This window comes from Terribacillus sp. FSL K6-0262, from assembly GCF_037977385.1.
Taxonomy (GTDB): Bacteria; Bacillota; Bacilli; order Bacillales; family Amphibacillaceae; genus Terribacillus.
The window spans coordinates 2,956,640-2,971,152 of the sequence record NZ_CP150277.1; the positions used below are offsets into that span (position 1 = coordinate 2,956,640).

The following is a 14,513-nucleotide window of genomic DNA, read 5'->3' on the forward strand; positions in this document are numbered from 1 at the left end:
TTAAGGAGAGATAAAAATGCTGCCATTCCAGAAGCTCGAAACCAAACGGATAATATTGGATGAAGTAAAAATGAACGATGCCCCATACGTATTTGCAGCCCTGTCCGACCCCAATGTAACGCAGTACTACGGCATGGAGCCGCTGCAGTCAATCGAAGAAGCAGAGCGAGTCATCTCCTCCTTCCGCTGCGGCCTGCAGGAAGGCCGCGTCATCCGCTGGGGCATGTTCTGCAAGGAAGAAGGACGCTTCCTGGGAACCATCGGCCTGCACCAAGTGAACCGCAGCAACCGGCGAGCCGAAATCGGTTATGAGCTGCATCCGGATCATTGGAAAAAAGGTTTTGCGAGTGAAGCGATGGAGGCTGTACTGGGCTACTGCTTCCATGAATTGGATCTGCTCCGCATCGGGGCGATGGTTTATCCGGAGAATGAAGCCTCTGCCGCACTCCTGGAGAAACACGGCTTCATGAAGGAAGGCTTATTGCACAGTTATTATTATCATGGGGGGAAAGCCCATGATGCAAATGTGTATGCGCTGCTGCGTGAGGGATGGAGGTAAGCAGGAATATAGGAATGGACCCTCTGAGAATTTTTGTAGGCACTCCATCATGCTGAAAAGAATCTTTTAATTGCAGGATTTGTATTGGCTTTGCAGCAAGTGAATGAGCTGCTAATGGCAGCTTCAGGAGATAATTGATTCACGCTCACACCTCCACCTGGAGCATCGAATAGACAAAGAGCATATTCGGAATCCAGGGGATTAAAGGTGTGAAGCGGGAAGAAATAAAAATCCAGATTCTTTACTTGCCTTTGCTTAGATTACTGCTTTATCATCCTTTTAGTCCAGATATATCATGCAGTCTTTTTACTTCGCGTGATGCAAGATACGGCTCGCTTGATTCCCTGTACTTCCGGTAGTGCTCGGTTTCAAGATGTGCTTGAAGTGCCGCTTCATCACTCCACTTTTCAAAGAATACAAAAGTACCATCGTGTTCCTCTGATTCATGTAAAGCGTAAAGTATGCAGCCTGCTTCGGCGCGTGAAGGGCCGACAACGTCCAATAAAACCTCTTTAAGCTCTTTTTGTTTATCTGCTTTCGCTGATAAGGTTGCTAGGATGGTGATCATGATATTACCTCGCTTACTTTGATTTACTATAGGCAATCGGAGAGGAGCCTGCTTCATATTATATACCAGATTGCCTCTTAACCAATACAAAGCGCTTTCCGTTCTTTGCATGATGTAGGGATGATTTTAAATCATTTTCTCCATTATCGGAAACTTTAATCCACCTTTTACAAGGAAACGGCTTGTCTCTTTTAAGCCGAACTTATGATAGAAATATGCTTTATCCTGACGCGCGTTGCACCATACTCTGCTGACACCGATGTTTTGGCATTTCCCTAATATGAATTTCAACAGCATACTGCCGTATCGCTTGCCCTGTTCTTCCGGCAGCGTGGCAAACTTCCTGAATTGGGCTTCATCTTCCTCAATGAATAGAGAGATGACGGAACTAATTTATCATTGATAAAAAGTCCATAATGTTGGCCGGCATCATCATGTTCCAATATGACATAATCAAGATGTTTATCTGGCCACAAAACAAGATGACGTATTTTCCAGGTCATTTCTTTTGGGATTGGTTTGATGATAGGCTTCATTCTTATTATCACCCCTTTGAAGTATAGTAGGGATCTGAGCGGAAAGCATATAACCTTATTATAAATGCATCAAATGAAAAAGGTATATGGTCACATAGGATTTATGGAAACGACAAAGGATATGTAAGCATCCGAAACAAGCAGGGGCGGATGCAATTTCAGATATTTTGCAGTATCTTTTCTGATCCGTCTTTCAATATGGAGTGTCAAAACAGCTTATAGACATTACGGAAGAGCAATGGAATTTTTCAAGTGAAACGAAAACATTATTTAACTGCTGAAAACAATAATGCTGGGGAAGCATCAGCCTTCTGAATATAAAGAAAAGGTAAAAGACCTCTATTGTTAATAGATCGGCTTTTACCTTTAGGATGATCCTTTGGTAAAACTAGTATTTTAGCTTGATGAAGCATGTTTCTGATTAGAAATTGTAGGCCTCTCCATCATTTGGGACTAGCACATTGGCATGGATTCCTTTATCATGAATGAAATCCTTTAGCTCTGCCCTCGATAATCCCCAGTGATTCACAGCTTCCATATGAACAGAGATTATTTTTGCGTTGGGAGCGGCTTTATGAACTTCATAAATATCGTCTTTCCCCATGACAAGGGAACCGCCTTCCAGGAATTGATTGTCTCCACCGTTAACGACGATAACTTCCGGGGCATGTTTATGGATTCCTTCTTTGACACCATCATACCAAACGGTATCTCCTGCTACGTATAATGTCTTTTCGCTTGGATGCTTGAAAACAACGCCGCATACTTGGCCTGCAGCTTCCAAGATTGGGCCTCTTCCATGTTCGCCCTTGGTTTTGATTAATTGAATTCCTTCAAAAGTCGTATCCTTCTGCAGTACCTCGACATTTTGGAATCCTGCATCTTTGATTTGTGCTTCATCTTCCTCATTCTGCGTAAATAGCTTTATATCTTTTGGGAGTGCTTCTTTTGCGGCATCGTCCCAATGGTCCAAGTGCAAGTGTGTGACAATAACTGCATCAACGCCATCAAGGATATCATCGATCGATATCGGCAAGTCGGCGAGGGGGTTATTCTGATCCTGCCGTGGTGAGTCAGGGAATGGAGGATAGGCGCCTTTGTCCGCTAACATCGGGTCGATCAAGAACCTTTTCCCTGCATAGCTCACCAGTATGGTTGCATTGCGAATTTGCTGTATCTGCATATTCAGTGGCTCCTTTACTAAAAGTTTTCTTTGTACAATGTATAGTCTATACTGGCTGTAATGGGAGTTACATAACGCAAATCAAGTATTTTGAAGGGTTTACTTGATTAATGAAAGGATTTTTAACATGTTGGATAATACGGACATTCGGATTTTGGAGGAGCTATCCAAGAACAGCCGCGTAACGATGAAGGAATTGGGGGAGAAGGTCCATTTGACTGGACAAGCCACTTCTGCCAGAGTAGCGAAGCTGGAAGATGGCGGTATCATTGAAGGATACACGATCAAAGTGAATCAAGCTGAATTAGGCTGTCATATACATGCTTTCATTACCATTATTACGCAGAGTTTACATCATCAGCCCTATCTTGCATTTATAAAAAAACAGGCGGAATATACGCTTCATCATTATAAAATCAGCGGGGATGGCTGTTATCTCCTTGAATGCAGATTTCCGTCAAATGAGGATTTGGATGAGTTCCTGACACAATTGAACAAGTATGCGAATTACAAATTGACCACTGTCATCAACACCATGGAGTGATCAGCAAACGAGGAAGTATATAAAATGAAGAGGTATCCTGATTGGAGTACCTCCTCATTTCATGTCTTATGATCTTACTTGAAAGCTGGCACATCTATCTTAAAACGATTTTTAACTAAATTTTTCACATCGACGGATGCCTGATCATATGAAATGTCCTTGATTACTTGTATCTCTTCAATCAAGAACTCTTCTGCATTCTTGAATATTTTTTTGTCAGATTGAGACAGACGGCCTTCCGAAGTATGGAAGTGCAGCAAATCTCTTAGTATCTGACTGATTTCTAAAGTGGTACCTGATTTCATCTTGTTGTCTAAGACTTTTGACCGTTCACTTACTGAAGAAGGCAAAGGAACACCATTTTCATAAAAATCCAATTTTACCAATTCTAGTTGCTCTGATGAAATGATGGGGCGCAGGCCATTCTGATTTTCGCTCTGACTTGGGATAAATACATGCAGCTTTTTGTAAGGGAAAAATATCTTGAAATACTCTTTATCCCTCATATATTCCTTCGACTCAATGGTTCCTGTTCCGTGAAATGGATAGAATACACTATCTCCGCCTTTTAGCAAATTAACAATCTCCCTTCAAAGATACCTCTATTATACCACAAAGGAGTTTTTCACTTTTCGTCTGCTCAACTGCTTGCGTTTCACGAATTGTCTTTGAAATATATGATATTGAACAAAATATAATAACAAAAACATATTGACTGTTTATCCTATTTCCTGTAGGATACTCATTATATTAATAAATGAGCGTTGAATGGATCGCAGTAGTGTATGTTCTCCCTGCCAAAAGAGAGCTGACGGATGGTGTAAGTCAGTGCAAAGAACAGCGCGAATTACAATCTGGGAGCTTTTCTTCTTCGAGGCCATGAGGTGAGGGGAAGACGGTTGACAGCCGTTATGAGGAATGAGAGATCGGCATATCGCATGTCGATAATCAGGGTGGTACCGCGATATATTCGTCCCTGCTGGATTATTTCAGCAGGGACTTTTTATATGTATTAGAAAACCCCTGGCTATGCCGGGGGTTCCAGAAAGCTTCAAGCGTGGTAATAAAAAAACCTCACTTCATGGTAGGATAAAGTTGGTTTCCCGACCACTTTATCTCGCCATAGAAGGAGGAGTGCCCTATGAAGGACATGAACAGTTTAGCACATACAACATGGAATTGTAAGTATCACGTAGTATTTGCGCCAAAGTACAGAAGGCAGGTTATTTACGGAAAATACAAAAAGAGTATCGGACAAATTATTAGGGATTTATGTGAACGGAAAGGTGTGATTATCCATGAAGCAAATGCTTGTCCGGATCACATTCATATGTTGATAAGTATCCCGCCGAAATTAAGTGTGTCACAATTTATGGGATACTTAAAAGGGAAAAGTAGTTTAATGATATTCGATCGTCATGCCAATTTAAAATATAGATATGGAAATCGAAAATTTTGGTGTCGAGGATTCTATGTTGATACAGTCGGGAGAAATAAGAAACAAATACAAGAATATATTAGGAATCAGCTAAAAGAGGACTATATGGGCGATCAATTGACATTATTCGAAGAGTACGATCCATTTACAGGAGAAAAAAATCGGAAGAAATAAAGAAATTCTTTAGAATTGGTGAGTAGATGTGGTGCAAGAGGGAACCCATTCAGCGGGCCTTTGAGGCCTAGGCCGGTAACAAAGGCTTTTAGCCGCAGAACAAACCACCAGTTCACACTGGTGGTTTTGATTGTTTTGATAAGCTAAATATTGGATAAGCGATGAATGGATTGAAGTAGTGCATGTTCTCCCTGATACAGAGAGCTGACGGATGGTGCGAGTCAGCGCAAAGAACAGCATGAATTACGATCCTGGAGCTTTTCTTCCTCGAAGCCAAGAGGTGAGGGGAAGACGGTTGACAGCCGTTATGAGGAATGAGAGATCGGCATATTGTATGTCGATAATCAGGGTGGTACCGCGATTATTTCGTCCCTGCTGAATGATTTCAGCAGGGACTTTTTGTTTTGGAAAATGAATAACAGATAAGTGATGAATGGATGATAGTAGTGCATGTTCTCCCTGAACCAGAGAGCTGACGGATGGTGCGAGTCAGTATAAAGAACAGCATGAATTACGATCCTGGAGCTTTCTTCCTCGAAGCCAAGAGGTGAGGGGAAGACGGTTGACAGCCGTTATGCAAATGAGGGATTGGCGTATTTTTATGTCAATAACTAGGGTGGTACCGCGATTATTTCGTCCCTGCTGAATGATTTCAGCAGGGATTTTTCGTTTCCTGATACTTGCTTAAAGGAGGTGGTCGGCCATGGACGATGATTATCACTATATGCAACTCATCACAACAAGATTTGATATAGAAAGAGGAGAAAAAAATGAGTCGAAATGGTTTGCGGAAAGAGCTTTTACCTAGACACGTCCAGTTTTTGGCATTGGCTGGTATGATCGGTACTGGTATTTTCAAAGGAAGCGGGGAGACATTGGGGATTGCCGGACCAGGTGTGGTCGTTTCCTACTTGCTTGGCGGTGCATTATTGCTGATTGTAATGGTTGCTTTGGCTGAAATGGCGGTTGTGTACCCCAATCATAATGTGCAGCATCTCGTGCATAAAGCGTTTGGATTCCATATATCCTTCATCGTTGGCTGGCTGTACTGGATCAACTGGACGCTCGTTACAGTGGTGGAGATCCTGGCAGCAGGTTCGTTTTTGCAGTTTTGGTTCACGGATACACCACTTTGGCTGTTGAGCGCCATTTGTGCAGCGGTTATCATAGGCATAAATAGTTTGCAGGTGAAATTCTATGGAGAGATGGAATTTTGGTTCGCTAGTATTAAAATCATTGCACTTGTATTATTTATCCTGCTGGGCGGGGCGGTCCTGCTTGGGTTGACGGATTTTGCACCAGATACACCGACCCAGCATCTGCTCGGACATGGCGGATTCTTCCCCAATGGCATGCAGGGTGTATTCGCGGCCTGTTTGATCGTCATGTTTTCATTTGGGGGATCAGAGCTTATCGGGGTTGCCATTTCGGAAACAAAAGATGTGAAAAAGGTGTTGCCTAAAGTGATCAAAGGCGTCGTATGGCGGGTATTGCTATTTTACATTTTACCTATCATCATCATTTCCGGGCTCATTCCTTGGAATGAAGTGGCCGGGACGGAAAGCCCGTTTGTTCAAGTGATGGATGCAATCGGTATTCCTGGGGTTGCCCATGTGATGAATTTCATTTTACTGACTGCTGTTTTGTCAGCTGCAAATTCAGGAATGTTTGCCACTTCCAGGACCATGTATTCCCTGGCTGAAAAAGGGGAGGCACCAAAGCTCCTGGCGAAAACCACCAAAGCGGGATCACCGATCAACGCCATCACCTTGAACGCTGTCCTATTATTGGTTGGGGCTGGGCTCGCATACTTTGCACCTGATAGCATCATTGGCACGATGATGACGATACCTGGATTCACCATGCTGCTGCTTTGGATCGGGATTTGTGCAGCACAGCTTAAGCTGCGTCCCGATTATGCAGAAATGCCCCATTTCAAAATGAAGCTGTTCCCAGCAACGACGATTATTGGGCTGGCAGGCCTTGTCATCATCTTGCTCGGATCATCGTTCAGCAAAGGCATTTCAGTGGGAACGGTAGTGTGCTTTACGGCTTTGGCGGTATTGATCATATTGGCTTTTATTTTGGGACGGGGCAGAAAACAAGTGGAAACAGAATGGAAAATGCACAATGATACGCACAATCCTTAAAAGGGTCACTTGACGTGACCCTTTTTCTGGATGCAGCATCAATGAAAGCCTGCTGATTACAAGTCTGACTTGTCCTTTTTAAGCAGCCTAGTATATGTAATGAACCGTGCATGCTATTTGTCATGACTTTAACTGTCCACGACTTTGTTTTTTATAGGCTAATGGTGTCATCCCAATGGATTTACGAAATTTAGCGATAAAATAACTGCTGCTATTAAATCCAATTTGATAAGCCACTTCTGTGACATTGGAATTCTGATTCTGAAGCAGGGGAAGGCTTTTTTGTATCCGATATTCGATTACGTAATTCATGGGGGATTGATTGACTATGCGCTTAAAATAACGGCAGCATTCAGCCCGGCTTAGCTGCCCGGCTTTCGCGATATCGGCCAAAGTGATTTTTTCATCAAAATGGAGGTGGATCCAATGGAGCATTCGTTTCATCCGCTGATTCCTAATCCTATCTGATTCGCTGTATTCCAGTTGCATACCATTCATGATCAAGTTCTGCCAGATAAGATTAAGGTGATTGACTATATCTATCTCGTAGAAAGGATCCTTTTGCTCGATCAATTGATGAATATCCAATATTGCTTTAAGGATGTTTCTTTCCCATTGATCCTTCCTGCCTATATGCAAGTGCGTTAAATTAGTTGCTTGGATATAAGGATATACGTACTTAGCGTGCAGTTCTTTGGATAGAAAAATTTCAGGGGAGGCGTTTAAACATATATAAATACAGCCTGAATTGTTGTAATCATCAGCCTTATGAAGACAGCCGCTATTGATAAAAATACCTTCGCCCTTGCTGACCTTCACTTTCTCTTCATTGATTTGGAATGCTGCACTACCGTTAATGATCAGCACGAATTGGATCTCATTATGCCAATGCAGCGGAATATGCCCATGTATATTTTCCTTGATTTTTGTTTCGTAGCAGGCTAGTGGTAATTCAACGGTTCTATGCTGGGTTAATTCCTCTAATTCCTGATTGATTAAAAAATCTTTGATCTGCATCTCTTACCTCAATATATTTATATTTTTATATACGATATTGCTATCAAATAGCAGTTTCTTTTTTTATCATGACATTATTGTAGCAGAGTAAGGAGGTTGAATTGTGGAAAACAAGCAAATAGCAGGTACTGCTTTGGTATTGTTGGGAGCTATCTTTTGGGGAGTCTCAGGAACGGTAGCCCAATTTTTGTTCCAAACGAAAGGGTTCAGTACGGAGTGGCTTACAGTAGTAAGATTATTGGCAGCTGGTGTTGCCTTATTGACAATTGCTCGCATGAAAGAGGGACGAAAGGTATGGGCTGTCTGGAAAAATAAGCAGGAAGCTATAAGTCTCATTCTTTTCGGTATTCTGGGAATGCTCGCTGTCCAATATACATATTTTGCCGCAATAGAACATGGAAATGCTGCAACAGCGACCATTCTCCAGTATTTAGCACCAGCTCTCATCACATGCTATCTGGCTATACGATCCAGGCGTTTGCCCTCATTCCCCATTAGTGTATCTTTAGTCATTGCCATTATAGGTACTTTCCTGCTTGTAACCGGTGGAAATCTGCAATCTCTCACCATATCCGGCTGGGCCATTTTCTGGGGTGTTGCCTCGGCTTTCGCTTTAAGCTTTTACACATTGCAGCCCTTGAAACTGCTGGCAAGCTGGGGTGCAAGAATTGTGGTGGGGTGGGGTATGCTGATCGGCGGGTTCTGCTTCAGTTTCATTCATCCCCCTTGGCAAATGGAGGGCGAATGGTCATTATCATCCTCAGCCGCCATTTTATTTGTCATCATCTTTGGTACCATCATCGCTTTTTATTTTTACTTGGAAAGTACAAAGTATATCGCAGCTTCCAAGGTAAGTATCCTGGCATCCGTCGAACCATTGTCTGCAACTTTTCTGTCCATACTGTGGTTTCAAATTCCATTCGGTCTGCCGGAGTGGGGTGGCGCAATCCTGATTCTAATTACGATAACAATCCTATCCATTATGAAAGGTGAAAGGTGATAAGCCTGTTCACTTTGTGTGGAGCCTTTTGTCTTTCCAGCGATGATCCTGGCTTGGTGTAATTTATGACTAAGAAAAATGCCACCCCATAAAGGGATGGCATTTTTCTTAGTTAGGTCCGACAACTGCATGCGGAACATAGGGTTCTTCGAGAAACGCGACTTCTTCATCTGTCAGCTTGACGGATAAAGAACCTACGGCATCCTCCAGATGCGAAATTTTCGTGGCACCGATGATAGGGGATGTCACCGTTTCTTTCGATAACAGCCAGGCGAGCGCGATATGGATGCGCGGCACACCATGTTTCTCAGCCACTTCCGCTACCCGTTCGACAACCACTCGATCAGCATCAGCAGTTGCATCATATTTGGATCTTTGGATCTGATCCGTCTTGGAACGCAGGGTTGTTTCCGACCAATCACGCGTCAATCTTCCTGAAGCGAGCGGACTGTACGGAGTCACACCGATTTTTTCTTCTTTGCAAAGAGGGAGCATTTCCCGCTCTTCTTCGCGGTAAATGAGGTTATAATGATTCTGCATCGATACAAAGCGTGTCCAATTATGTTTCTCTGCTACATGCAATGCTTTTTGGAACTGCCAAGCATACATGGCAGAAGCTCCGATATATCTAGCTTTTCCTGCCTTCACGATATCATGCAATGCTTCCATTGTCTCTTCGATCGGGGTGTTATAATCCCAGCGATGGATGATATAAAGGTCGATATAATCTGTACCCAGTCTCTTGAGGCTTTTATCTATCTCGCTCATGATAGCTTTGCGCGATAGACCGGCACCATTTGGACCTTCATGCATCCGCCCATGGATTTTGGTCGCCAGCACTATTTCGTCACGATTTGCATAATCCTTTAAGGCACGCCCAAGGAATTCTTCACTGGTTCCCATTGAATATACATTTGCCGTATCGAAAAAATTGATTCCCAGATCAAGTGCCTTTTTGATGATGGAACGACTTTGTTCCTCGTCAAGCACCCATTGATGTATCCATTTTTCAGCATCCCCAAAACTCATGCAGCCAAGACTGAACCTGGACACATCCAAACCTGTATTCCCTAGCTTTGTATACTCCATATATAGTCCTCCCTTAGCAGATTGACTTATGTATCCTCCTTCATTATGTCACAAACCTGGGCATGACCATAAACCCGATCATGGCAAGTTTTTGCCTGATCCTATCAAAGATCACTTTCCATATGCGTGCTTTCTGTGAATCTAATAATGGAGGGACGGTGGTTTCTTGGATAAATGCCAACCTGATTTCGGGCACTCATAGAGTGTCTTTTCTTTTGTTGGAGAGGATAAAGTATACGTTTACTGTTAAAATGATAGTATTCAAAATGATCAAAGTAGGTGGTTAATATGGCTGACCTCGTTCAAAAACTTCAATCGAATGCTTTTGATTTGACGGATGCGCAACGAAGGATTGCAGAATATATCATTCAAAATCCTATCGATGTTGCCTTTTTGACTGTGGATAAACTTGCTACAATCGTAGGGACAAGTACGGCAACGATAATGAGGTTTTCTGCTGCGGTAGGTTATTCAGGATTTTCGGAGCTGCAAAGGGAGCTCCAAGCGTCGATGAAGCACAAGGCTGCGCCGCAAACAAGGCTGGAGGCAAATCTAAAAAGTGCAAGTAAAAGCGAGCTCATGCATCAGCATGTGGAACAGCAATACAATAATATTCAATCGTCTTTGGATAGCATTTCGGCCGAGACCTTACAGGCAATAATCACTTTAATCGCTGAATCAGATCAGATATTATGTACGAGCGTGCGCAGCGGAAGGCCCGTAGGGGAATATCTTTCACTTGGGATCAATCGGATTTTGGGAAACAGCCGATATTTCAATGCGGATACGACTGATTGGATCGAGGACGCCGTTACATTTCATTCCTCCGATGTGGTCATAGCAGTCAGTTATCCGAGATATGCCAAACGGATCAGTCAACTTCTGCAAGTAGCAAAAGCAGCTGATACGAAAATAATTCTTATAACTGACAGCTATACTTCGCCTGTATCCAAATATGCGGATTACATATTACCGTGCCCGTCACCAAGTATCGGGTCACATAATTCCATTGTATCGGCTATCTTGATTGCCGACTATATCTTGAGTGCATTGGCAATCAATTATCCGGAGCGAACCAAGCCGCGATTAGACAAGATCAACTCCATTCTTACCGAAATGAGCTATCACACAAAATGAAATGTGTGATGGCTCATTTTATTTTTCTTTATGAAAGCGCTTTACAAAGGTAGGGAGCAATGGTATCATCACTTCATGAAAGTAATGGATATTACTTTTGTATAAAGTATAGTAACATTTATTACTAAGGGGGATGGGAGAGAAATGAAGGAAGCTTCTTTGTTGCCTGACGAGGTGATTGAGCTGGCCAAAAACTTGAATACTACACTTCTTGCTGATGTTATGGGATGTACGGGTGCGATGGATTACCGCATCAAACCAGTGAGCTCTGGTATGGGAATTGTAGGTACAGCTATGACTGTGAGCCTAAGACCCGGAGATAATTTATTTCTTCACCAAGCAATTTACTCAGCCAAGAAGGGCTATGTATTGGTCGTTGATGGAAAAGGACACACAAATAATGCCTATTTAGGGGAACTTATGGCTGGTTCTGCCAAAGCCATTGGTGTGGAAGGAATTGTGATCGATGGGCTGGTTAGGGACAAAAAAGCATTGGAAGAGCTGGATTTCCCGATTTACAGTAAGGGTTTCCACCCGAATGGGCCTTTTAAGGATGGTCCTGGTGAAGTGAACGAAGTCATCTCTTGCGGCGGAATTCGTGTTGCACCTGGGGATTTGGTCGTAGCAGATGATGATGGGGTGGTTGTCGTACCGGTCGATCGAATCGATGAAGTGCTTCATAAAGCATCGGAAAAATTGAAATATGAGGAAAAACGTCTGGAAACGATCGCACAATATGGTTCCCAGGAAGATCCCGATCCAATATCATTGGTGCCAAAATGGTTGGAAAGCAAAATCAAACAGTATCGAGCATAGGGGGATGAAAGATATGGAATTAGGTTTTGTCGGGTTTGGAGAAGCAGCTTTTGAGATGGCATCTGGATTGAATAGGGAAGGCATTGATCGATTTTACGCATATGATGCCCTTTTGGATAATCCGAATTTTTCTGATCGTATAAGGGAAAGAGCCTCTAAAGCAAATGTTTTGTTGCTGGAAAGCGCTGATGAAGTTTTAAAGGTTTGCAGCATTGTCATCGCCGCCGTTCCTGCCGATAAGACTTTGGAAGTGGCTCAATCACTGGCAGCCAGCTATAAAAAAGATTTGGTTTATGTGGACGTATCAGCCTCCACTCCGGAAATAAAGAAACAAGTGGCCAGTGTGGTCGAGGGGAGAGGGGCTTTATTTGTCGATGCGGCAATGCTTGGTCCATTACCTGTCTATCAGCATCGGGTACCGATTTCTGCGAGCGGAAGCGGCGCAGGCTCCTTTATAAAAACCATGACGGGATACGGGATGCAAATCACAAAAATAAGTGATCATCCTGGTGATGCTTCGGCTCTCAAGCTTATTAGGAGTATATATATGAAAGGTATCGCCGGTTTGATGGTTGAATTTTTGGAAGCAGCCAAGAAGTACGGTGTGGAAGAGGCGGCCATCAGTTCCATCGATGAAACCATGAATGCCAAAACCTTCGTGGAAACAATGAATCGGCTCGTGACAGGAAGTGCACTCCATGCGAAGAGACGTGCTGTCGAATTGGGTGGTTCTATCGAGATGCTGCAGGAATCGGATATAGATGCAAGCATTTCGATCGCTGCCCAGAAGAAGCTGGAGCGTCTTGCCCAGCTGGATATTCCAGAAAAATATAAAGGGAGTAAGCCAGACACCTGGGAAGAGATTCTTGACTTATTGATGGAAGGAAAGGAAGTTCATCACCGTTAAATGTAAGCGTTTTACTAGGATTGGAAGGGGAGGGAGAACGGATGACTGGTTTTATCGCGCTGGTAGTGTTCATCGCGGTCATTATTATATGGAATGTAGCAGTGAAGCGCAATATGGGGGAAGCGATGCTGCTGGGCTTCATTGCCACCGTATTGTTTGGCGGAACGGATGCCCCGGGATTATTTTGGGATGGTCTGGTATTTGCTTCCACTTATGAAGTATTATATGCTGCTGTGGCTTTTGTTTTCATGGCTTTCCTGGTTGATCAGCTCCATTTGATTCAAGCTCTTTTACGCATATTGAACTCACTTATTGGAAAGCTGCCAGGTGGTGCAGCTTACATGAGTACGCTGGGCTCCGCTATCCTAGGTGCTCTTTCTGGTTCTAATTCAGCAAATACAGCAACTACCGGATCGATTACAGCACAATGGATGATCAAATCAGGCTGGAGCCGTGAGACGACAGCGACTATCCTGGCTGGAAATGGCGGATTGGGAGCTGCATTACCACCGAACTCCTCGATGTTCATCATGCTGGGTTTTGCGCCGATCGGAGCGGTTGTTGCAGAGGGCGACCTTTACATTGCGCTTTTGATTGGGGGAGCTTATCAGGTCATTTACCGGCTTATACTAGTATTCTTTCTTGTGAAAAAGAACGGTATCAAGGCGCTTCCCTCTGAGGATTTAGTCGGATTCAGGGAAGCGCTGAAAATGGGCTGGAAGTCCATCTTCATTTTCTTCGGGGCATTGATTCCGATACTTGTCACCGTGGGGCCGATTGCCGAAGCTTTGAAGGATAATCCCAACATAGGCCCAGAAGCAATGGATGAAATTTCACTGATCACTTGGATACCGATCCTGATCATGATCATCAGCCTGATCATCGGCTGGAAACGGACACCAGGTTCGCTGTCGAATTGGTCCGAATTGCTATCATCTGCCATACCCCAATTCACGACAATCGGTGCGCTCATGCTATTTGCGGTGGCTGCCAGTGACGTTCTTTCGCAATTAGGGCTTGCAGATGACCTCAGTCAAATTACATCTTCACTTGATGTGCCGAAATGGCTGATGGTCCTCATGGTTGGCATATTAGTGACGCTGGTAGCTGGACCGCTGTCATCTACAGCCACTCTCACCGCCGTCGGCTTGGTTTCCTTCTCGGCACTGACCTCCGCTGGAGTGGATCCAATGGTAGCTGTCGTGGCAATACTGGCATTCTCATCAACCGAAGGAGCCTCACCACCAGCATCTGGATCCATATTCATCGCTTCTGGTCTGGCAGGTGCAAGACCAGAAAAAACGTTCATGCCGCTTATCGCCTACTACATGCTGCCGATAGTGGCAATCGGCTGGTTGATAGGAATGGAGATATTACCTGTATAAAGGGAAAGGT

At 43.7% G+C, this 14,513-nt stretch carries 16 protein-coding genes and 3 other annotated features; of the genes, 9 read left to right on the top strand and 7 right to left on the bottom strand.

What is annotated here, in order from left to right:
• Nucleotides 1-16: 16 nt before the first annotated feature.
• On the top strand, nucleotides 17-559 hold the full coding sequence (locus MHI54_RS15090; RefSeq protein ID WP_095215574.1) for a GNAT family protein: 543 nt from the start codon (nucleotides 17-19) through the stop codon (nucleotides 557-559).
• A gap of 271 nt (nucleotides 560-830) precedes the next feature.
• Here MHI54_RS15090 and MHI54_RS15095 read toward each other — a convergent pair whose 3' ends face one another.
• From MHI54_RS15095 to MHI54_RS15110, 4 genes are all read right to left on the bottom strand, one after another.
• Nucleotides 831-1,127: a putative quinol monooxygenase gene (locus tag MHI54_RS15095; protein ID WP_095215604.1), complete on the bottom strand. Its 297-nt coding sequence runs from the start codon at nucleotides 1,125-1,127 to the stop codon at nucleotides 831-833.
• A gap of 126 nt (nucleotides 1,128-1,253) precedes the next feature.
• Nucleotides 1,254-1,520 (bottom strand): GNAT family N-acetyltransferase, encoded by a 267-nt coding sequence (locus MHI54_RS15100; RefSeq protein WP_340082967.1) that lies wholly within the window; start codon nucleotides 1,518-1,520, stop codon nucleotides 1,254-1,256.
• Nucleotides 1,415-1,663 carry a hypothetical protein gene (locus MHI54_RS15105; protein ID WP_340081986.1) on the bottom strand — a complete coding sequence of 83 codons (249 nt, stop codon included), beginning with the start codon at nucleotides 1,661-1,663 and terminating at the stop codon, nucleotides 1,415-1,417. The genes MHI54_RS15100 and MHI54_RS15105 overlap by 106 nt, the downstream gene beginning before the upstream one ends.
• 421 nt (nucleotides 1,664-2,084) lie before the next feature.
• Nucleotides 2,085-2,846, bottom strand: coding sequence for an MBL fold metallo-hydrolase (locus tag MHI54_RS15110; protein ID WP_095215573.1), 762 nt, complete (start codon nucleotides 2,844-2,846; stop codon nucleotides 2,085-2,087).
• Between the two features lie 127 nt (nucleotides 2,847-2,973).
• On the opposite strand from MHI54_RS15110, the gene MHI54_RS15115 reads away from it, so the two are divergent.
• The gene (locus tag MHI54_RS15115; RefSeq protein ID WP_095215572.1) at nucleotides 2,974-3,390 is read left to right on the top strand and encodes an Lrp/AsnC family transcriptional regulator; all 417 of its coding nucleotides are present in this window, start codon (nucleotides 2,974-2,976) and stop codon (nucleotides 3,388-3,390) included.
• A 74-nt stretch (nucleotides 3,391-3,464) separates the two neighbouring features.
• Here MHI54_RS15115 and MHI54_RS15120 read toward each other — a convergent pair whose 3' ends face one another.
• Nucleotides 3,465-3,965, bottom strand: coding sequence for a CarD family transcriptional regulator (locus MHI54_RS15120; protein ID WP_158221510.1), 501 nt, complete (start codon nucleotides 3,963-3,965; stop codon nucleotides 3,465-3,467).
• A gap of 180 nt (nucleotides 3,966-4,145) precedes the next feature.
• Nucleotides 4,146-4,371 (top strand) — a binding site (T-box leader).
• 160 nt (nucleotides 4,372-4,531) lie between these two features.
• Here MHI54_RS15120 and tnpA point away from each other — a divergent pair.
• Both tnpA and MHI54_RS15130 read left to right on the top strand, forming a co-directional pair.
• Complete coding sequence (gene tnpA / locus MHI54_RS15125) at nucleotides 4,532-5,002, top strand: IS200/IS605 family transposase (RefSeq protein ID WP_093727170.1); 471 nt, start codon at nucleotides 4,532-4,534, stop codon at nucleotides 5,000-5,002.
• A gap of 152 nt (nucleotides 5,003-5,154) precedes the next feature.
• Nucleotides 5,155-5,379: a binding site (T-box leader), on the top strand.
• A gap of 43 nt (nucleotides 5,380-5,422) precedes the next feature.
• Nucleotides 5,423-5,646: a binding site (T-box leader), on the top strand.
• A 126-nt stretch (nucleotides 5,647-5,772) separates the two neighbouring features.
• Entirely contained in the window at nucleotides 5,773-7,152 is a 1,380-nt protein-coding gene (locus tag MHI54_RS15130) for an amino acid permease (RefSeq protein ID WP_095215562.1), read from the top strand.
• Between the two features lie 120 nt (nucleotides 7,153-7,272).
• Here the strand turns inward: MHI54_RS15130 and MHI54_RS15135 are convergent, their stop codons facing one another.
• On the bottom strand, nucleotides 7,273-8,169 hold the full coding sequence (locus tag MHI54_RS15135) for an AraC family transcriptional regulator (RefSeq protein ID WP_095215561.1): 897 nt from the start codon (nucleotides 8,167-8,169) through the stop codon (nucleotides 7,273-7,275).
• 103 nt (nucleotides 8,170-8,272) lie between these two features.
• On the opposite strand from MHI54_RS15135, the gene MHI54_RS15140 reads away from it, so the two are divergent.
• Nucleotides 8,273-9,169, top strand: a complete 897-nt coding sequence (locus MHI54_RS15140) for an EamA family transporter (RefSeq protein ID WP_233134937.1) — start codon at nucleotides 8,273-8,275, stop codon at nucleotides 9,167-9,169.
• A gap of 108 nt (nucleotides 9,170-9,277) precedes the next feature.
• On the opposite strand, the gene MHI54_RS15145 is transcribed toward MHI54_RS15140, so the two are convergent.
• Entirely contained in the window at nucleotides 9,278-10,258 is a 981-nt protein-coding gene (locus tag MHI54_RS15145; protein WP_095215559.1) for an aldo/keto reductase, read from the bottom strand.
• Between the two features lie 288 nt (nucleotides 10,259-10,546).
• Between MHI54_RS15145 and MHI54_RS15150 the strand changes: the two genes are divergently transcribed.
• The 4 genes from MHI54_RS15150 to MHI54_RS15165 all read left to right on the top strand — a co-directional run bounded on the left by MHI54_RS15150 (nucleotide 10,547) and on the right by MHI54_RS15165 (nucleotide 14,503).
• The gene (locus MHI54_RS15150; RefSeq protein WP_095215558.1) at nucleotides 10,547-11,395 is read left to right on the top strand and encodes a MurR/RpiR family transcriptional regulator; all 849 of its coding nucleotides are present in this window, start codon (nucleotides 10,547-10,549) and stop codon (nucleotides 11,393-11,395) included.
• Nucleotides 11,396-11,539: 144 nt separating this feature from the next.
• Nucleotides 11,540-12,211, top strand: coding sequence for an RraA family protein (locus MHI54_RS15155; protein ID WP_095215557.1), 672 nt, complete (start codon nucleotides 11,540-11,542; stop codon nucleotides 12,209-12,211).
• Nucleotides 12,212-12,224: 13 nt separating this feature from the next.
• Nucleotides 12,225-13,118 (top strand): DUF1932 domain-containing protein, encoded by an 894-nt coding sequence (locus MHI54_RS15160; protein ID WP_095215556.1) that lies wholly within the window; start codon nucleotides 12,225-12,227, stop codon nucleotides 13,116-13,118.
• A 41-nt stretch (nucleotides 13,119-13,159) separates the two neighbouring features.
• Complete coding sequence (locus MHI54_RS15165; RefSeq protein ID WP_095215555.1) at nucleotides 13,160-14,503, top strand: TRAP transporter large permease subunit; 1,344 nt, start codon at nucleotides 13,160-13,162, stop codon at nucleotides 14,501-14,503.
• Nucleotides 14,504-14,513 lie beyond the last annotated feature (10 nt).